We start from the raw sequence: 20,186 nt of genomic DNA, 5'->3' as shown, positions 1-20,186 counted from the left end.
ATTCAGTACTTGAGGTTCAGTTCGGTGACGTGCGCGCGGTTGGCTTCGTACAGCTCCTGGAACTCTTCTTCGGTCAGATCATCGGAGGCGTAGATCGAAACCGGCTCCCAGTCGTGATCGGTCGGCAGCGGCGTGCGTGGTCCGGCCTTGCGCGACAGCACCAGGCCGCGGCGCTCGACCAGCTCGGGAAGATCGTCCCAGCGCTCGCGCTCGAAGTCGTTGGTACCGTAGAGCAGGATCACATCGTTCATCGCTTCGCCATCCATCGACCGGTTGGAATCCCCAAGTCTAGAAGCCCGGGCCATCATTGCAACAACCCGCGCGCAAAGCAGCGTGCCAGCGATGGCACGTTTTCGATGTCACGCCGGTCGCCGTCGCGCCGTCATCGCCTGCAGGGCGCTGCCCGCCAGCATCGCCGCGGCGAAGATCAACGCGCTGTCCACGCCCGCGGCGGCACCGACCAGCGCGGGCCCCGGACAGTAGCCGGCCAATCCCCAGCCAATGCCGAACAACAGCGCGCCGGCCACCAGCCGGCGGTCGATCGCGTGTGACAGCGGCAGGCGGAAACGATCCGCCAGCAACGGACGCCGGCGACGCAACACCAGACGGAACGCCAACCCCGTGGTGGCGACCGCACCCGCCAGCACGAACGCCAGGCGCGGATCGAAGTCGCCGGCCACGTCGAGGAAGCCGATCACGACATTCGGATCGGTCATGCGCGAAAGCGCCAGGCCGGCGCCGAACAACGCGCCCGCCAGCAGCGCGGCGAACCAGCGCTTCATGCCCCGCCTCCCGCCAGATGCCGGGTCACGAACACGGTGAGCACCGCCGCCGCCATGAACACCAGTACCGCCACCAGCGAACGCAACGACAGCCGCGCCAGCCCGCACACCCCGTGCCCGCTGGTGCAGCCACTGCCCAGCCGGGTACCGAAGCCCACCAGCAGTCCTGCCAGCACCAGCACCGGCGTCGTGGCCGGCGATGCGGAGGCCTGTCCGGTCAGTTTCATCACCAGCATGCCGGCGCCGGCCAGCCCGAGCAGGAAGGCGATCCGCCAACCGCGTTCACCCGCGCCCTGCCCGACCAGGCCATTGACGATGCCGCTGATGCCCGCGATACGCCCGTTGAAAAGCAGCAGCGCCGTGGCGGCCAGGCCGATCAACACGCCGCCCAGCAACGCCTCGGACATCCCGCTCACGAAGGACGGCCCAGTTGGTTGATCGGCAGGCGCAGATAGGCGATGCCGTTGGCATCGGTCTCCGGCAGGCGGCCGCCACGGATGTTCACCTGCAACGCCGGCAGGATCAGGCGCGGTACCGGCAGGCTCGCATCGCGGGTTTCGCGCAGGGCGACGAACTCGTCTTCGCCGCGCCGGTTGCCGACGTGGATGTTGCCGTCGCGCTGTGCCGCGACGCTGCTCTCCGCGCGCGGCTCGCGCCCGGCGGGATAGTCGTGGCACAGGAACACCCGCGTTTCCGGCGGCAGCGCAAGCAATTTCTGGATCGAGGCGTACAGCTTGCGGGCATCCCCGCCCGGGAAGTCGACCCGCGCAGTGCCGGTTTCCGGCGCGAACATCGTGTCGCCGATGAAGGCGGCATCGCCGATGAGGTAGCTGAGGCTGTCGTCGGTATGTCCGGGCGTGGCGATGACGCGCACGCCCAGTCCACCGGCATCCAGGCGGTCGCCGTCCTGGAGCAGGCGGTCGAACTGGCCGCCATCGGCGACGAAGTCGTCGCCCAACCCGAACAGCGTCTTGAAGCGGGCCTGCACCTGCACGATGCCGCGACCGATCGCCAGCGGTGCATTCAACGCATCGCGTAGGTAGCCGCCCGCGCTGAGATGGTCGGCATGCGCATGGGTTTCCAGGATCCATTCGACCTCCAGGCGATGCTGGTGGATGTACCCGAGTATCGCGTCGGCGGAGGCGGTGGAAGTGCGGGCGCTCGTGGCGTCGTAGTCCAGCACCGGATCGATGACGATGGCCGTGCCGCCATCGGCGCCCGCGGACACGACATAGCTGAAGGTGCTGGTGTCGGCGTGGAAGAAACTCTCGACGCGTGGATGGGTGACAGTGGTGAGCATGTCCTGCCCCTTGCGATATTATTCAAGTATTTGCTAAATTAGCATCGTCTTAAATAAGGTGCAAGCCGATGCCTTCCTCCCATGACATGCAACGGATGGCCAGCCACGCGGAGGACGCGGCCGGCCTGTTGAAGGCGCTGGCGCACCCCGCCCGCTTGCTGGTGATGTGCCGAATCATGGAGGGCGAGGCGAGCGTGTCGGATCTGCAGGGCCTGACCGGGCTGTCGATGTCGGCGCTGTCCCAGCACCTGGCGGTGTTGCGCGAAGCGGGACTGGTCGGCAACCGGCGGGTGGCGCAATCGATCCTCTACTCGCCCGTGCCGGGGCCGGCGTTCGGCGTCATGCGGGCGCTGTACGACGCCTATTGCGCTCCGGTCGCGCGCGCCTCGCGCGCACGCCGCGGCCGCTGATCACAGCCAGCGCCGGACCCGCCGGCGATAGGCCGGGTAGGCATCGGGAAACCGCTCGGCGAGCATCCGTTCCTCCGGAAGAATCTGGAACCGGGTAATCCAGGCGAGATAGAGCCCCACGCCGGCCAGCGCGAACGGCTGGGCGAGCATGCTGGCCCAGGCCAGCAGCAACAACGCGTGGCCCAGGTACATCGGATTGCGGCTGAAGCGATACGGACCAGCGACCACCAGGCGGCTTGTCGCCTGTGGACGCATCGGGTTGACCGTGGTGCCGGCGCGGCCGAACCACCACTTCGGCACCAGGTTCAGCGCCAGTCCCGCCGTGCCCAGCACGGCCGCCAACCATCCCGTGCCAGGCCAACGCAGCGAGGCGGGCGACATGTTCGCCAGGCACCACATCATCGCGGCGGCGAACAACAGGACGACAGGTGGCGGGACGCGGGTTTCCAGTACGTGGAGCATGCGGGTTCCGGGGGCAGGCGGCACCCGGTCGGGGCCGCGCTTCCCTATACCAGCATTTCCAGCAACGCGCAGATCGCCTGCCGCTTGCGTACCGGCATCCGGCGCAGCAATACCAGGACCCGGGCCTCCACGTCGTCCAGCACCTGGCCGGACGCCGCCGCTGGCACTTCGAACACCGGATGGTTGCCCGCCTCCCCACGGCCGGTCGCCAGCCATTCGAACGGTACGTGGGTCGCGACGGCGATCAGGGTCAGGTGCTCGAGACTGGGATGGGTGCCCCCCTCGCGCTCCCATTGTGTGACCGCGCTCCGCTTTACGCCCGCGCGCTGCGCGAGCTCCGCCTGCGACAGGTTTGCCAGCACGCGCGCGCGTCTGATGCGCAATGCCATCGGAATCATCAGGAACTCCTTTCCCGCATGGGACCAAAAGTCAGTGCTGCTGCCCCACAAGTGACACTGCCCAAAACTTGACCGGTTCCGCTTGCCTCCCCTCTCGCACCAATGTGAAACGGCGCGAAATGCAGTGACTGGCAAGTGGCGCTTACTGCAATGACGTTCCTCCCGCGTTGCCAACGCGACGGTCACGCATTAGTAACGACGCCGGGGAATGTAACGACAGCGCGCCCATCTATCAACGACCCACGTCGCGTTGTCCGCACACCGGATCGATCGCCGCAGGCGTAATCCGGAATCCAAGAAAAAGAAAACGCTTACAGACGGATTTGGACATCGACTACGGGGGGTAGTTTGATGGATACGAAAGGGTTTGCGCGGCGCTTTGCCCGCCGCATCGTCATGGCCGCCCTGCTGGCCATCACCGCCATCGCGTTCGTGCCCGCGCCGCTGAAGGCGCAGACCGGCTGCACCACCGGCGCCTGCATCTCCGCCGGACCGCGGCTGGTGTCGGTGGACAGCACCCAGGGGCCCGTGCTCAACCTGCTGCTGCAAACGCTGTTGCCGGGAACCACCGTCAATCTGTCGGTGCTGGACTGGAACGCGCTTGCCGGCGCCGACATCAACCTCAATGCGCTGATCACGCAGCTCGGGCTGAACCTGGGCATCAGCGACACCAGCCAGGTGCTCGGCACCAACATCACCCTGGCCCAGCTGCAATTGGCGATGGTGCAGGTGCTGCAGGCCGACGGACAGACGGCCGCCGCCAACGCGCTCAACCTGCTGCCGCTCAACGTCGCCGGCCTGACCGGCCAGTTCCAGCTGGGCGATCTGCTGCAGATCAGCCTGCCGCAGGGATCGCTGGCCGACATCGATCTGGACCTGCTGGACCTGATCACCGGTTCGGCCCAGCTCTACAACTTCGAGAACGTGCTGACCACGCCCACGCCGATCACGGTCAACACCGCGGCACTGGGCCTGACCGGCCTGGCCAACCTGCAGCTGTGGTTGCAGGTGGTGGAACCGCCGGTGATCGTCTGCGGCCCGCAGGGCACCTCGTTCCACAGCAGCGCCATCCGCATCAAGATGAATGTCGATGTGCTGCAGGGTTTCAATACCCAGGCGATCATCAACGCGCTCAACGCAGCCGGCCTGGGGCTGACCAACATCACCCTGACCGCCGATGTGCTCAAGCTGCAGCTGTACGCCGACGTGGCGCGCGCCGAGGGCACCATCACCGCCATCGACTACGTCGCCGGCGCGGTGACCTTCCAGGCCCGGCCCGGCCTGGTGAACTTCTATGTCGGCACCATCGCCGATGGCATCTTCTTCAATCGCACGCGGGTGGTGACCAACGCCGATGTCTCGCCGGTGGTCATCAACAACCTCCAGCTCGGTTTCCGCCTCAATCTTCTCGGCGTCGGCCTGATCGACGTACAGGTGCCATTGACGGTGACCGGCCGCGCCGCCGCGACCGGCTCGCCCGAACTGCGCACCTTCACCGTCAACGCGCCGTATCCGCAGACGCGCACCGCCAGCAGCGGCACCGTCAGCGCCGGCACGCTGATCGTGGATCTGCTCAACAACCTGGACATCGAAGTCAGCCGCGGAACCCCGACCGTCACCTTGATACCGCCATTCCCGCTGCCGCCGGTAGTGATCGCGCTGCCACCGGCGTTGGCCCCGATACTGGACACCATCGTCGACACCGTCGAAGCGACCCTGCAGGGCGCGGTGGTTCCGATCCTGCAGCCGGTGCTGACCACGCTGCTCGGCGGATTGGTCGACAATCTGCTCGCGCTGCTCGGCATCCGGGTCGGCAACGCGGTGTTCACCGTCGAAGGCGTCACCCGCTCCTGCGTCGCCACCCTGGCGCTGGCGAAAATCCTCGCGCCGACCACCGACCCGGGCCGCTTCAATCTCAGCATTTCCCAGGCCGGTACTTCCGTGGCGACCGTCGGCGATGTCGGCAACAACGGCACCACCACGCCCGCCCTGACCACGCCCGGTCTGAGCTACGACCTTTCCGAAACCGCCGGCACCGGCACCCTGCTGAGCAGTTACACCACCACCTGGGCGTGCACGGACCAGAACGGCACGGCGATCAGTTCCGGCAGCGGCACCAGCTTCAGCCTGACCGCGCCGGCCGCCGGCGCCGATCCGGTCAGCATCACCTGCCGGATCACCAACACCCGCGCGCTGCGCGCCGACGTGTCGGTAAGCAAGACCGACAGCCAGGGCAGCTATACGCCCGGCGGCAGCGCCAGCTACGTGATCACCGTCAGCAATGCCGGACCCGACGCGGTCAGCGGCGTGGTGGTCAACGACACCCTGCCCGACGGCGCACGACTATCCGCGCCGTGGACATGCACGGCCACCGGCGCGGGCAGCAGTTGTCCGGCCAGCGGCGGCGCGACGGGGGACGCGGTCATCACCCTGAGCGTGAGCCTGGATGCGACGGGCACCGCGACGATCACCGTCCCGGTCACCTTCAGCGCCGACCCCGCGGCGTACTGACCGCGCGCCCCGATGCCGTCGGCATCGCACCACCGAATCCACCCGCACGACCCGCTTGCCCGCGCACCCGGCGCCGCAAGCCACCGCGAGGAACGCCATATGGACAGTCGAGCGCCAACCACCTCCAAGACCCGGATCCCGTCGCCCGCCGGTTTCAGGCGCGCGGCCGGCGGCGCGGCGGTACTGCTGGGATGGCTGTTGTCGAGCGGCGTATCGGCGCAGACCTATCCGGCGAACCTGAGCAATACCGCCACCGTGACCCTGCCGCCGACGGTGACCGATCCGCAGGCGGGCAACAACAGTGGCACCGACACCAACGCCCTCGCGGCGGTGGCCGCGCTGACCCTCGACAAGACCCTGCTGACCGCTTCCCCGGTAGTCACCGGCGGCACCGTCACCTATCGGATCACGGTCACCAACGCCGGCCCCTCGGCCGCCCTCGGCGCCAGCCTCGCCGACACCGTTCCCGCCGAACTGACCAATGTCAGCTGGACCTGCTCCGCCAGCGCCGGTTCCACCTGCAGCGCCGGCAGCGGCACCGGCAACGTCGCGCTCGTCCTCGACATCGGCGCCGCCGGCGCCGTCACCGTCGAGGTCACCGGCACGGCGCCGCAGACCACGCCATCCACCATCGGCGCGAACACCGCCACCGTCACCCCGCCGGCCGGCACCACCGATCCCGATCCCGCCGACAACACCGACACCACGCCACCGGTGCCGGTCGCGGCGCGCCCGATCGCGGCGGTGGACGACAGCGCGGGTCCGATCAACGGCATCGTCGGCCAGGCCAACGTGGTCAACGTGCTGGCCAACGACACGCTCGGCGGCGCGGCGGTGATTCCCGCGCAGATCACCTTCACGCCGGTCAGCACCGCGCAGTTGATTGTCAACGCGGACGGTTCGGTGGACGTGCCGCCCGGCACGGCGAACGGCACCTACACCACGACCTACCAGATCTGCGAGAACGCCAATCCCGGCAACTGCGACAGCGCCACCATCACGGTGACGGTCAACGCCACGGCGACCATCAACGCGGTCGACGATACGCTGCCCGCGCAGGCGTCCGGCAGCATCGCGCTGACCGCGAACGTGCTGGACAACGACACCCTCGCCGGCGCACCGGTGGTTGCCGCGCTGATCACCCTCACCTCCACGCCCAGCGGTCCGCTCACCATCGCCGGCGACGGCGCGGTGACGCTGGATCCGGCCGCGGCGCCGGGTACCTATTCGGCGACCTACCAGATCTGCGAAACCGCCGTGCCCGCCAACTGCGATACCGCCACCGCCACCGTGCGCGTGGTCGCGGCGATCGACGCGGTCGCCGACGTGGCCGGCCCGGTCAACGGCACCACCGGCGCCACCTCGCTGATCAACGTACTGACCAATGACAGCGCCGGCGGCAGCAGCCCGGCCTCGTTGGCCACGGTGAGCCTGGCCGGCGTGAGCACGCCGGAAATCGTCTTCAACGCCGATGGCAGCATCACGGTGCCCGCTGGCACCGCCGCCGGCACCCACTCCACCACCTACACGATCTGCTATCTGGATCCGCCGACCGTCTGCGACAGCGCCAGCGTGCAGATCAGCGTGATCGCGCCGGGCACGCTGATCGCCAACGACGACGCCTACAACGGCATCAACGGCACCAGCGGCAATCCCACTGTCGGCAACGTGCTCGACAACGACACCCTCAACGGAACGCCGGTGGCGCCGGGCGACATCGTGCTCACGCCGACGAACGCGGGGCCGGTCACCATCGCGGCCGATGGCACGATAAGCGTCGCGCCGAACACGCCAGCCGGCACCTACACGCCGAGCTATCAAATCTGCGAAGCCGCGTTGCCGGACAACTGCGACACCGCCACGGTCGCCGTGACGGTCTCCACCATCGACGCGGTCACCGACGCGCTGGGTCCGGCACCAGCCGGTACCTCGGCGGGCAACGTGCTCAACAACGACTTCGTCGACGGCGCGCCGGCCACGCCCGGCGCGGTCACCCTGACCCAGACCGGCGGCGGCCCGGCCCTGACCATCGCGCCCGACGGCAGCGTCACCATCGCCCCGGGCACGCCGGCCGGTCCGCTCAGCGGCGGCTACCAGATCTGCCAGGTCGCCAATCCGTCCATCTGCGACAGCGTCACCATCACCGTCACCGTCGCCGCCGGCACCCTGATCGCGGTCGACGACACACTCGGTCCGGTCAATGGCGCCACCGGCGGCGCGGCCGCCGGCGACGTGCGCGACAACGACACTCTCAACGGTGCGCCGGTCACGCCCACCGACGTGACGGTGGCGCCGAACAACGTGGCGCCGGTCACCATCGGCACCGACGGTACCGTCTCGGTGGCGCCGGGAACTCCGGCCGGCAGCTATTCCGCCAGCTACGACCTCTGCGAAGTCGTCAATCCGGCCAACTGCGACACCGCCACGGTCACCGTCGCGGTGAGCACGCTCGACGCCGTCGACGACGCCCTGGGACCGGTCAACGGCGGCATCGGCGGCATCGCCGGCAACGTCCTGACCAACGATCGCCTCGACGGCGCGCCCTTCGCCACCACCGCGGTCACGCTCACGCCGACCAATACGCCGCAGCTGACGATTGGCGCGGACGGCAATGTGACGGTCACCGCCGGCACCGCCGCCGGCAACTATTCCGCCAGCTACCAGATCTGCCAGGTGTCCAATCCGTCCATCTGCGACACCGCCACGATCGGCGTCACCGTGATCGCCGACGCGGCGCTGAACGCGGTGGACGACAGCTTTGGTCCGATCGATGGCGTCGCCGGCAGCACCAACGCGGGCAACGTACTGGGCAACGACAGCCTCGACGGTGGCGCGGTCACGCCGTCCAACGTGGTGTTCACGCCCAACGCGAGTTCGCCGCTGGCCATCGACGCCAACGGCGTGGTCTCGGTCGCCGCGGGCACGCCCGCCGGCATCTACAACGCCAGCTACCAGATCTGCGAAACCGGCAACCTCTCCAATTGCGACAGCGCGCAGGTGACGGTCACCGTGCAGGTGCTGGCCGCCATCGACGCGATCGACGACGGCCCCTACGTGGTGAATGGCGCGACCGGCAACGCCAGCGTCGCCAACGTGACGGGTAACGACACCTTCAACGGCGGCGCCGTCACTCCCGGCAGCGTGACCCTGACCAGCACCGCGGCCGCGCCGCTGGCGGTCGATGCCAACGGCGTGCTGTCGGTCGCGCCCGGTGCGCCGGCCGGCACGCTCACCGCGAACTACACGATCTGCGAGACCGCCAATCCGGGCAATTGCGACACCGCCGCGATCAGCGTGCAGGTGGTGGTGGTGGACGCGCAGGACGATGGCCTGAGCCTGGCCAACGGCACCGCCGGCGGCGTGGCCGGCAATGTGCTGGGCAACGACAGTGTCGACGGCGCCACCGCATCCGGCGCGAACGCGACCGTGAGCGCGACCGCCACGCCCCCGCTGAGCCTGGGCGCCAACGGCGACGTGATCGTCGCCGCGGGTACGCCGCCCGGCAGCTACACCCTCACCTACACCCTGTGCTCGCTCGCGGCTCCCTCGATCTGCGACACCGCCACGGTGACGGTCGCCGTGGCCGCCGGCCCGCTGCCGATCAGCGCGGGCAACGACAGCGGCGCGGCCGCCGGCCGCGGCGGCGGCACCGCGATCGCCAACGTGCTCGCCAACGATCAGCTCGGCGGCGCAACGCCGACCCCTGCCAACGTCACGCTGACCCAGACGACCGCGCCCTCGCACCCCGGCATCGTGCTGGATACCGCCAGCGGCGCGGTGACGGTGGCGGCGGGAACGCCGGCCGGCAGTTACACGCTCGGATACACGATCTGCCAGATCGCCGCACCGGCCAATTGCGCGGGCGCCACCGCGTCGATCACGGTCAATCCCGCGGCGGTGGACGCGATCGATGATCCGGCCGGCCCCGTCAACGGCCTCACCGGCGCCACCGGCGTGGTCAACCTGCTGGCCAACGACACCCTGGACGGCGCCGCCGCGCCACCGGCGGACGTGGTCTTCACCGTGCTGTCCGCGGATCCGGCGCTGACCGTGCAGGCCAACGGCCAGGTGGACGTCGCCGCCGGCACGCCGGCCGGCAGCTACACCGTGACCTATCGCCTGTGCGAAGTGCTCAATCCCGCCAACTGCGACCAGGCCACGGTGACCGTGCAGGTGCAGGCCGCGGCCATCGACGCAGTGGACGACACCGCGCCTTCCGCGGTGGGATCCGTGGCCGGCGGGCAGGCGATCGCCAATGTCGCGGCCAACGATCTGCTCAACGGCGTGGCGGTGGATCCGGCCCGGGTCGTGCTGAGCCAGACCACCACCAGCCATGCCAGCGTGCAGCTGCAAGCCGGCAGTGGCGCGGTGACCGTGTTGCCGCGCACGCCGGCGGGCACCTACTCGGTCGTTTACCGCCTGTGCGAACGACTCAACCCCGCCAACTGCGACAGCGCCACCGCCAGCCTGGTGGTGGCCTTGCCGGCCATCGATGCGCAGGACGACACCGCGCCTCCGATTCCCGGCGGCGTGGCCGCCACCGGCGTGCTCAATGTGCTGGCCAATGATCACTACGATGGGGGCGCGGCCGCGCCGCCGGGCGTGATCCTGGCCCCGCTGGTACAGGGGCCGCTGACCCTCAACGCCGACGGCAGCATCGATGTGGCGGCCGGCACGCCGGGCGGCAGCTACACCCTGACCTACACGCTGTGCGACGCCATCAATCCCGCCAGCTGCGACAGTGCCACCGTCACGATAGTCGTCAACGCCACCGCGATCGCGGCGGCCGACGACAATGGCGAAACCCCGCAGGGAACGATGCTGGTGATACCGGTGCTGTCCAACGACAGCTATGCCGGTGCGCCCTCCGATGCGACCCGCCTGCTGGTGCAGAACCTCACCACGCCCGCGCACGGCACCGTGGCGGTGAATGCCGACGGCAGCGTGAGCTACACGCCGACCGGCTACTTCAGCGGCGCCGACAGCTTCCAGTACGACGCCTGCGAACGTGCTGTCCCCACCAACTGCGCCACCGCCACCGTCAACGTCACGGTGCTGGCGAACGTCATCACAGCGGTCGATGACCAGGCCCGCGCGCGCCAGGCGCCGGTGGCCATCCCGGTACTGGCCAACGACACGGCCAGCCACGCGCCGCTGGATCCGGCTTCCCTGACCGTCGCGGTCGCCCCCGCGCACGGCCAGGTGACCTGCGCGCAGGGCGTCTGCACCTATACCGCCACGCCGCGCTACGTGGGCCAGGACCGGTTCGAGTACCGCGTATGCGATGTGTCGGTCCCCACGCCGGTATGTGCCCAGGCCGCCGTCGAGATCGAGGTAGAAGCCGAACCGGTGGTCCTGCGCCTGAGCAAGACCGCCGCGCAGCGTACCGCCCGCATCGGCGATCTGGTCCGCTACACCCTGCGCATCGACAACGTCGGCGAGGCCGACGCCGAACAGGTCAGCCTGCTCGATCGCCTGCCCGAGGGTTTCGTGATGGTGCCCGAATCGCTGCAGGTCATCGATGGCGACGCCGCCGGTTCCCTGTCCAACGCCCGCCCGTTGCGGGTAGGCGCGCTGGACATCGCGGTGGGCCGCAGCGCGACCGTGATCTACGTGCTGCGGGTGGGCGCCGGCGTCGGTCCGGGCGTGCACACCAACCGCGCCATCGTCCGCGACGACGAAGGCGCCGCGCTGAGCAACGAGGCCACCGCCGACGTGGAAGTCACCGGCGATCCCCTGCTGGACGACAGCCTGATCATCGGCAGCGTCTTCCACGACGCCAATGGCAATGGCCGCCAGGACGACGGCGAACGCGGCCTGCCCGGGGTGCGCCTGGGCACGGTCGAAGGCCTGCTGATCGAGACCGATCGCCACGGCCGCTTCCACCTGGCCGGCATCGACGGCGGTCGCTGGGCGCGCGGGCGCAATTTCCTGATCAAGGTCGACACCGCGACCCTGCCGCCGGGCAGCCGCTTCACCACCGAAAACCCGCGCGTCCTGCGCATCACCCCCGGCGTGCCGGTGCGCTTCGATTTCGGTGTGCAGGTGCCGGGCATGCCGCTGGGCGGCGGCACCGGCGAGGTGGAAATCGATCTGGGACAGGTGTTCTTCGCCAATGGCAGCGCTGAGGTTCCGGCCGAGCACGCGGCGTTGTTCGAACGCATCGCCGGACGCCTGCGCGAAGGCCGGGGCGGGCGCGTGATCATCACCGCGCAGGCCGACGGGCTGGTACTGGCGTTCCACCGCGCCGCCGCGGTGCGGGCCGCGCTGGATGCACGGCTTGCGCCGGATCTGCGCGGGGCGACCGCGATCGAACTGCGTACCCAGGTGGACGGCCGCACCGCGCTGGTCACCCTGGATCGCGACATCGGGCTGGGCAACCTGCTGTTCGATACCGACAGCGCCGGCATCCGTCCGCAATACCAACCGCTGCTGCGGGCGATCGCGGAGCGGATCGAAAGCGGCCCGGAAGTGATCGTGAGCATCGCCGGCCACGCCGACGCGCGCGGTACGCAGGAACACAACCTGCGCCTGAGCCGCGATCGCGCCGACGCGGTGGCCGGGGCGCTGGCCGCGCTGCTTTCGCCGGCGGCGCGCTCGCGCCTGCGGGTGGAAACCGGGCCACCCACACCGACCGCGGCACGCGGGGAAGGACGCTGAGGGGGACATGACCATGGACATCAGCAAACACGTTCCGAGCCGCGTCGCCCTGGCCCTGTGCGGCCTGCTTGCCAGTGCCGCCAGCGCGCAATCGACCACGCCGTCGTCCGCACCGGATGCACCGCCGTCGCCGTTGCACTGCGACGCGGACGGCTGCGCCAGCGCCCAGGGCAGCCTGTTCCGCATCAGCGCCTACGGCGAGGACCGGCCGGCCGCGACCGGCGAGGACGGCGATGCGCTGCAGCGGAACCGTCGGGTGGAAACGGTGACCGCGCAGAGCTATGCCGGCACCAGCCAGGTGCTGGCCGAGGACCAGGCGCGCATCACCGGCCGCTTCACCGTGGATCTCCCACAGGGCGGCACCCTCTGGGCAACCGAGGATCCCACCCTGGGCCTGCCCATCCTCAACGTGCAGGCCGGCTCGCTGGCACCGTTCGAGGATGGCCGCATCACCCAACCGCTGCGCTTCCACGCCTACAGCAACTACGCCGCGTTCTACGACCGGCTGGAGGTGGTGATCTATCGCGGCGACGACGCCGACCGGGTAACCCCGCTCGCCACCGTCGATCTGCCGGTCGGCGCGGTGACCGACACCCGCTGGGATGGCGCGCTGCCGGCGGGCCTGCGCCTGCAGGCGGGCGACGTACTGCAATACGTGGCGCGCGCCCGCGCCGCCGACGGCAGCTTCGACGAGACCCATCCGCGCCGCATCCAGTTGGTCACGCCCGGCGACTACGCCCGCGGCGCGCAGGTGCTGCGCGACGAGGTGCAGCGCAGTCATGCCGACACCCTGGACGCGGCCACCGCCGAGTCGGTGCAGATCATCGAGTCGATCTACGGCAAGAGCGATCTGCGCCTGCGCAACATCCCGGTGTACGGTTCACGCGTTCGCATCCTCGGGCGGGATATCCCCGAAGGCATGCAGGTGGTGATCGACGGACAATCCTTCCCGGTCGACCAGGAACGCAAGTTCGTCGCCGAGTTCCTGCAGCCGGTGGGTACGCATCGCTACCAGGTGCAGGTGAAGTCCTCGCAGGGCGTGCTCGCCGACACCCCGCTGGAGGTGGATGTCAGCGGCCGCTACGCCTTCGTCGCCGCGTTGGCGGACCTGACCCTGTCCAGCAACGATGCCAGCGGGGGACTGGATGCGCTGGCCGGCGACATCCGCCAGGACGACGGTTTCCTGCGCGAGGGCCGGCTGGCGTTCTACGCCAAGGGAAAATGGAAAGGGCGCTACCTGCTCACCGCCCAGGCCGACACCTGGGAGAACGATCTGGAGCACCTGTTCGACGGCTTCCTGGATGCGCGCCCGACCGACATCTTCCGGCGCCTGGATCCGGATCTGTACTACCCGGTGTACGGCGACGATTCGCGCACGTGGCGCGACGTCGACACCCAGGGCAAGTTGTACCTGCGCCTGGACTGGGATCAGAACCAGGCGCTGTGGGGCAACTACGCCACCGGCTTCACCGGCACCGAGTACGCCCAGTACAACCGCGCGCTGTACGGCGCGGCGCTGCACTGGCGCTCCCGCTCGGCGACCGCGCTGGGCGATCCGCGCAGCCTGCTCAAGGTGTTCGGCGCCGAGGCGCGCACCGCGCTCGGCCACACCGAATTCCTCGGCACCGGCGGCAGCCTGTACTACCTGCGCCACACCGACGTGCTGCCCGGATCCGAACAGGTGGTGATGGAAGTGCGCGATCCCACCACCGGCCGGGTCGAGGCGCGGGTCAGCCTGCAACCGGGCGTGGACTACGAGATGGACGATCTGCAGGGCCGCCTGTTCCTGACCCGCGCGCTCTCGCAAATCACCCGCGAGAACGTGCGCACGCTGACCCGCGACACCCCGCTGGACGGTTACCGGCAGGTGCTGCTGGTGGACTACGAGTACGTGCCCTCCGGATTCGACTCCGACGACGCCACCGTCGGCCTGCGCGGACGCCAGTGGCTGGGCGATCATGTCGCCATCGGCGCCACCTACGTCGACGAGAACCGCAGCGGCGACGACTACTCGCTCAAGGGTGCGGACGTGACCCTGCAGGCCGGCCGCGGTACCTACCTGCGGATGGAAGCCACCCGTAGCGAGTCCACGGTCGCGCCGATTTTCTATTCCGACAACGGCGGCCTGAGTTTCATCCAGCGCAATCCGATCGCCGGCGCGCGCTCCGGCGACGCGCGCATGATCGAGGCGCGCGCCAACCTGCAGGAGTTGGGCTGGACCCGGCGAGAATGGTCGTTCGGCGCCTGGTGGCGCGACGTCGATGCCGGCTTCTCGATCGGCCGCCAGGACACCGGCCTGGTGATCGAGGAATACGGCGCCGAGTTCACCGGCCAGCTCAACGCCGACTTCACCCTGTATGGCCGCTACAGCCACGCCTCGCATGGCGCGCAGGAACTGGAACAGTCGCAGCTGACCTTCGACTGGCAGATCACCGGGGACGGGCGCTTCGGCGGCGAACTGCGCCAACTGCGCGAGCGCGACGCCAACCGCGATGCCGACGCCACCCTGCTGGCGCTCAGCTACCGCCAGCGCTTCGGCGACAAGTGGGAACTCTACGGCGTCGGCCAGTACACGCTGGACGACGATTCCGGCCGCTATGATCGCAACAACCTGCTCACCGTGGGCGGCAAATACCTGTTCGGCGATCGCTCCAGCATCGGCGCCGAAGTCAGCAGCGGCAGCCGCGGCCACGGCGGAAAACTGGACGCCGAATACCGGCTGGGTCCGGACCATACGCTCTACGGCGCCTATAACTACAGCACCGACCGCACTGAACGCGACGGGCTGTTCGACACCGCGCTGCAATCGGGCTGGACCCTCGGCCAGCGCTGGCGGCTGAACAACCAGGTCAACGTCTACAACGAAAGCCAATACGTGCGCGACAACCGCCGCGACGGCGACGGCATCGTCCACACCTTCGGCCTGGATTTCCGTCCGGCACCGGGCTGGAACCTCGGCTTCACCGTGATGGACGGCGAACTGGACGCGCGCGACGGCCGGGTCGACCGACGCGCGTACAGCGTCAGCGGCGGCCGCACCGACGCGCGCACCGACTGGTCGAGCAAGCTGGAGTACCGCCGCGATCGCGGTGCCGAGCAGCGCACCCAGTGGGTGACCACCAACCGGCTGTTCTACCGGGTCAACGAGGACTGGCGGCTGGCGCTGCGCGCCAACTACGCCGATACCGACGACGATCTCAATCCCGCCGCCGGCGCGCGCCTGGCCGAAGCCAACCTCGGTTTCGCCTGGCGTCCGCATGACAACACCCGCTGGGCCGCATTCGGCAAGTACACCTACCTGTACGACCGCGCCTCGCCGGGCCAGGAAGACGCGGACCTGTACGACCAGCGTTCGCACGTGCTGTCGTTCGAGGGCACGGCGCAGTTGGGCGATCGCTGGCAACTGGCGGGCAAGCTCGCCGGGCGCTGGGGTGACTACCGGATGGGGCGCGGCACCGGCAACTGGCTGGACAGCCGCACCGACTTCGCCGCGTTGCAGGCGCGCTACCACCTGATCGGACGCTGGGACGGACTGGCCGAATACCGCTGGCTGAAAGTCCGCGACGGCGGCGATCGGCGCGGCTGGCTGATCGGGCTGGACCGCCAGATCCGGGAGAACTTCAAGGTCGGCGTGGGCTACAACTTCACCGACTTCAGCGGCGACCTGACCCAACTCGATTACCGCCACAAAGGCTGGTTCCTCAACATCACCGGGTACTACTGACGTGCGGTCGGCGGCCTGGTGATCCCCTCTCCAGCCAGCCGCCGCCGCACGGCAGTTCCGTGGTGCCCCCATCCCAACCTTCACCCGCAGGCGGGGGAAGGGGCGATACCGCTTGCGGGGAAACGAATGAGCCACGGATTCCGCTCCCTCCCCCGCTTGCGGGGGAGGGGCCGGAGTGGGGGCGAACGCGCACGCACTGCTTGCACCGCTGAAAGCGGCCCCCATCCCAACCTTCCCCCGCAAGCGGGGGAAGGGGCGGCGCCGCTTCAGCGCTCTGAGTGGCGGATCACTCCGGACCCGCGCCCTGCATCGCGCGCGAGCGCCGCAGGAACGCGATGAAATCCGCTGCCGGCAGCGGCCGCGAGAACAGCCAGCCCTGCGCGTAATCCACCCCACGCGCCTTCAGATAGTCCAATTGCGCCTGGGTCTCGACGCCTTCGGCGACGATGCGCAGGTCCAGTTCCTGCGCCATCTCGACGATGTGCGCGGTAACCAGGCTGGTGGCGGTGTCCAGGCCGATGGTATCGACGAACGATTTGTCGATCTTCAACGCGTCCAGCGGCAGATCCTGGAGATGGCGCAGGCTGGAGTAGCCGGTACCGAAATCATCGATGGCCACCGAATGGCCCGCTTCGCGTGCCTCGCCCAGGGTGAGCCTGGCGGCCTCGATGTCGATGAAGCCGCGCTCGGTGGCTTCCAGCCAGATCTGTTCCGGCCGGATCCGGGTGCGCGGCAGTGCCTCGCGGACCACGTCCAGGAAACGCCCGCTGCGGATGTCCTGCGCGCTCAGGTTGATGGCGATGTGCAGCGAACTATCCCGCGCCAGCTCCGCTTCCAAATCACCGATGATCCCGTCCAGCACCTGATCGGTGAGTGGTGCGATCAGGCCGCTCTCCTCGGCCAGCGGTATGAATTCGTTCGGCGGCACCAACTCGCCCTCGCGACGCCAGCGCACCAGCGCCTCGGCGCCGACGCACGCGCCGGTGCGCAGTTCGATGATGGGCTGGTAATGCACGAGAAACTGGCGCCGGCGAATCCCGCGTTCCAGTTCCGCCAGGGGCGACAGCCGCTGGCGGATCAGCCAGACCGACAGCGCCACCAGCGCGGCCACCAGCACCAGCGCCAGGGGCAGCAGCTTCAGTTGTTCTTCGCGCAGGTGATCGGAAATCCCCGCCAGCGGCCGGACCGCCACCGCGCGCCAACCGTCCTGCGTGGCCGTGCCGTACAGTTGGCCGGCGCGGATGCCGCGTGATGCGCCCGCCCCCGCGCGCGCCGGCAACCCGGAAGCGGCCGGCGTATTGGCCGTGATCGAAGCGCCGCCCGGCGCATACACCGCGATCCGCACATCGTCGTCGGCCAGCACGTCCACCAGCCGTGCTGGATTGACCAGCGCGCTGTAGCCGCCGCGATGCAGCACCAGCATGGACGGCGCGTCGCGGATGTGCGGCTGCACCTGCGTGCTGACGCCGATGCCATCGCCGGTGGTGAAGTCGCTCGCCGCGCGCGGGATGTGTCCACGCAGTGCGCCCCAGGAACTGCAAAGCAGCCGGCCGTCCCGGAAATACGCCACGTCCTCGGCCGAACGCGTATCGAGCGTGGCCCGGCGCAGTTCCTCGATGTGCCGCGGCGAACACGGCACCGCGTTCGAGCCGGAAAGGGTGTCGAACGCATCCTCGATTTCGGTGAAGGCATCGCGGGTGCGCTCGATCGCGCCGGCCGCGTAGCGCTGCAGATGTGCCTGTTCCTGGCGCAGGCCGGATTGCCAGCTCAGGTAGCCCATTCCGCCCAGTGCGCCCAGGCTGGCGAACACCGCCAGTGACACGCCCAGCAGCAACACACGTTCCCTGTACATGCGGCCTTCCGGTTGCGGCGAAGGCGACAGGTTAGGCCGCCCCCGCGCACCTGCCAACCGTCCGGCCGTCCGTCACTTCGCCCCGGGCAGCACATAGGCCACCCGGAACACGTCCATGCCGCCGGCGGCGTCGCGCTGGCCGGAAAACAGCAGGTGCCGGGGCCGCGACCAGTCCAGCATCGGCGCATAGCTGTCGTAGCGCGGATGGTTCAAGCCATCCGCCAGGCGATGGCCGGCGTCGTAGCCGGCGCCGGCGGCGTCGACCGCGGCCACGAACAGGTCCACGCGATCGCGACGCAGATCACCCGCGCGCGTGAACACAATCGTCGTCCCGTCATCCAGGAAGGTGGCGTCGAATTCATCGGCATCGGTGTTGATGCCGCCCGGCAGGGATTCGGCGCTTGCAAACCCCGCGCCGCGCCGTTCGGCGACATACAGATCCTGCCGCCCCGCGCCACCCGCGCGATCGCTGGAGAACAGCAGCCTTTCGCCATCCGGCGACAACATCGGCGCGAACTCGTTGCCGGCGCTGTTCACCGCCGGCCCCAGCCATTCCACCTCGCCGAAAGCGTCGCCGCGTACCGCCACCCGGTACAGGTCGTCGCCACCGGCGCCGCCGGGTCGATCCGAACAGAAGTACAGCTGGCGTCCGTCCGCCGAGAACGCCGGATCGAAATCGCGGCCCGTGGTGTTGAACGGCACTGGTGTCGGCGGCGACCACCTGCCCGCTTTCCGTCGCGACATCCACAGATCGTAACCGCCCGCGCCGCCGGGCCGATCCCGGCTGAACCACACCGCGGTATCGCCATCCGGACTGAGGGTCAGGCGCACCTCGCTGTAGGAGGTGGACACCTCACCCGGCGCGAAGCGCTCGACCGCGCCGGTCACCCACATCGGCCGATCGCCCGCAGCGTCGGCCGCCATCATCCCGAGAATCAGCGCCATGTATCGCATCATCATCACGATCCTCTAGCCGTTCCGGGTGAAGTCGCTGATCCAGTCGGTGTTCCAGCTCGTCCCGCCATCGCGGGAACTGGCCTGTTCCCAGCGCGCCGAGCGCGGCGTGATCCGCGACCAGATCACCCGCGTGCGGATCACTTGTCCGTCGACCACCTCCTCGCCGGTGAACACGCGCTCGCCGTTGCAGATCCGGCCGCGCAGCGGCGCGCCGATGCGATCCGGCGTGCGTCCGTCGAGCCACCAGCTCGACCATTCCCCGCGCACCGGGTCGAACGCGCGGATACCCATCCCGCGCACGTCGCCACCGGGCATCCGCATCAGGTTGTCGCCGACGTTGCCGAACCCGCCCAGCACCGGCCAGTTGTGGAAGGTGCCATCGAACTCGTCCCAGTCCTCGGCCCGCGACAACCGCGGGCGGCGCCGGTGTCGCACCCGCCATTGCCCGGCCAGGAAGTGCCAGTCGTCCGGCGCCTGCGGCAGTCGCGGCAGCGGTGTGGGTTCGGCAGCCGTGCGGGTGAACCAGTTGCGCCAGTTGACCTCCCAGCTGGCGCCCTCGTCGCCCGAGAACGCCTGTTCCCACCACGGCCGCGGGCCGTGGATGTCGTGCCAGCGGAAACGCATGAGGATCGGTTGGCCGCGCAGGGTGTCGCGCCCGAGGAAGGTGCCGTCGTCGCCGGCGAAACCACCGCGCACCGGCGGGTCGATGCGGGTGGGATTGCGCGCATCCAGCCACCAGATTGCCCACTGGCGTGTGGCCGGATCGAACGCGCGGATGCTCATGCCGTGATAGCTGCCGCCGGGCAAGTCCATCTGGTTGTCGTCGATCGTGCCGAGTCCATCCAGGGTCGACCATACCGCGCCGCGGCCGGCAAACGACTCCCACTCGTCGCTGCCGGCCAGACGCTCCTTCAGGCGCCGGTGACGAACGTTCCAGTTGCCGATCAGCCAGCGCCAATCCGCGCGCGGATCGGTTGCCGCCACCGGGTTCCCCGCCATCGCCATCGTCGGGACCGGCCAAGGCAGCGCGGCGGCCGCGCCAGCGGCGAAGGCCATCAGCAGGCGGCGGCGACCGGAATCGGTGTCGGCGGAGGGAGCAATCGGCATGGCGGACCCGGCGGTGGAGTGAG

13 protein-coding genes are annotated in these 20,186 nt (G+C 69.3%); 4 read left to right on the top strand and 9 right to left on the bottom strand.

Features of this window, described 5'->3' with window-relative positions:
* Window positions 1-2 precede the first annotated feature (2 nt).
* From FG323_RS14180 to FG323_RS14165, 4 genes are all read right to left on the bottom strand, one after another.
* Window positions 3-251 carry a hypothetical protein gene (locus FG323_RS14180; protein ID WP_141455365.1) on the bottom strand — a complete coding sequence of 83 codons (249 nt, stop codon included), beginning with the start codon at window positions 249-251 and terminating at the stop codon, window positions 3-5.
* A 108-nt stretch (window positions 252-359) separates the two neighbouring features.
* A complete protein-coding gene (locus FG323_RS14175) occupies window positions 360-782 on the bottom strand; it encodes a DUF6691 family protein (protein ID WP_141455364.1) in 423 nt (140 codons plus the stop codon).
* Window positions 779-1,189, bottom strand: a complete 411-nt coding sequence (locus FG323_RS14170) for a YeeE/YedE family protein (RefSeq protein WP_141455363.1) — start codon at window positions 1,187-1,189, stop codon at window positions 779-781. The genes FG323_RS14175 and FG323_RS14170 overlap by 4 nt, the downstream gene beginning before the upstream one ends.
* Before the next feature lie 5 nt (window positions 1,190-1,194).
* On the bottom strand, window positions 1,195-2,082 hold the full coding sequence (locus tag FG323_RS14165) for an MBL fold metallo-hydrolase (protein WP_141455362.1): 888 nt from the start codon (window positions 2,080-2,082) through the stop codon (window positions 1,195-1,197).
* 68 nt (window positions 2,083-2,150) lie between these two features.
* Here FG323_RS14165 and FG323_RS14160 point away from each other — a divergent pair, with 68 nt between their 5' ends.
* On the top strand, window positions 2,151-2,492 hold the full coding sequence (locus tag FG323_RS14160; protein ID WP_141455361.1) for a metalloregulator ArsR/SmtB family transcription factor: 342 nt from the start codon (window positions 2,151-2,153) through the stop codon (window positions 2,490-2,492).
* Here the strand turns inward: FG323_RS14160 and FG323_RS14155 are convergent, their stop codons facing one another.
* Window positions 2,493-2,954: an isoprenylcysteine carboxylmethyltransferase family protein gene (locus FG323_RS14155; RefSeq protein ID WP_141455360.1), complete on the bottom strand. Its 462-nt coding sequence runs from the start codon at window positions 2,952-2,954 to the stop codon at window positions 2,493-2,495.
* A gap of 44 nt (window positions 2,955-2,998) precedes the next feature.
* On the bottom strand, window positions 2,999-3,352 hold the full coding sequence (locus FG323_RS14150; RefSeq protein WP_141455359.1) for a helix-turn-helix transcriptional regulator: 354 nt from the start codon (window positions 3,350-3,352) through the stop codon (window positions 2,999-3,001).
* 351 nt (window positions 3,353-3,703) lie between these two features.
* On the opposite strand from FG323_RS14150, the gene FG323_RS14145 reads away from it, so the two are divergent.
* The 3 genes from FG323_RS14145 (at window position 3,704) to FG323_RS14135 (ending at window position 16,247) form a co-directional block, all read left to right on the top strand.
* Complete coding sequence (locus FG323_RS14145) at window positions 3,704-5,863, top strand: DUF11 domain-containing protein (RefSeq protein WP_141455358.1); 2,160 nt, start codon at window positions 3,704-3,706, stop codon at window positions 5,861-5,863.
* A 99-nt stretch (window positions 5,864-5,962) separates the two neighbouring features.
* Window positions 5,963-12,523 carry an Ig-like domain-containing protein gene (locus FG323_RS14140; RefSeq protein WP_181444245.1) on the top strand — a complete coding sequence of 2,187 codons (6,561 nt, stop codon included), beginning with the start codon at window positions 5,963-5,965 and terminating at the stop codon, window positions 12,521-12,523.
* A gap of 13 nt (window positions 12,524-12,536) precedes the next feature.
* Window positions 12,537-16,247 carry a hypothetical protein gene (locus FG323_RS14135; RefSeq protein ID WP_141455356.1) on the top strand — a complete coding sequence of 1,237 codons (3,711 nt, stop codon included), beginning with the start codon at window positions 12,537-12,539 and terminating at the stop codon, window positions 16,245-16,247.
* 286 nt (window positions 16,248-16,533) lie between these two features.
* On the opposite strand, the gene FG323_RS14130 is transcribed toward FG323_RS14135, so the two are convergent.
* The 3 genes from FG323_RS14130 to FG323_RS14120 form a co-directional block, all read right to left on the bottom strand.
* Window positions 16,534-18,099 (bottom strand): EAL domain-containing protein, encoded by a 1,566-nt coding sequence (locus tag FG323_RS14130; RefSeq protein WP_141455355.1) that lies wholly within the window; start codon window positions 18,097-18,099, stop codon window positions 16,534-16,536.
* Window positions 18,100-18,171: 72 nt separating this feature from the next.
* On the bottom strand, window positions 18,172-19,056 hold the full coding sequence (locus FG323_RS14125) for a hypothetical protein (RefSeq protein ID WP_255470192.1): 885 nt from the start codon (window positions 19,054-19,056) through the stop codon (window positions 18,172-18,174).
* A gap of 12 nt (window positions 19,057-19,068) precedes the next feature.
* Complete coding sequence (locus FG323_RS14120) at window positions 19,069-20,163, bottom strand: hypothetical protein (RefSeq protein ID WP_141455354.1); 1,095 nt, start codon at window positions 20,161-20,163, stop codon at window positions 19,069-19,071.
* Between the last annotated feature and the right edge of the window lie 23 nt (window positions 20,164-20,186).

The sequence above is a fragment of the Pseudoxanthomonas sp. z9 genome (assembly GCF_006542425.1).
In the GTDB taxonomy this organism is placed as follows: Bacteria; Pseudomonadota; Gammaproteobacteria; order Xanthomonadales; family Xanthomonadaceae; genus Pseudoxanthomonas_A.
Note: the sequence above shows the minus strand (reverse complement) of the source record. Positions and strands in the feature narration are given on the sequence as shown.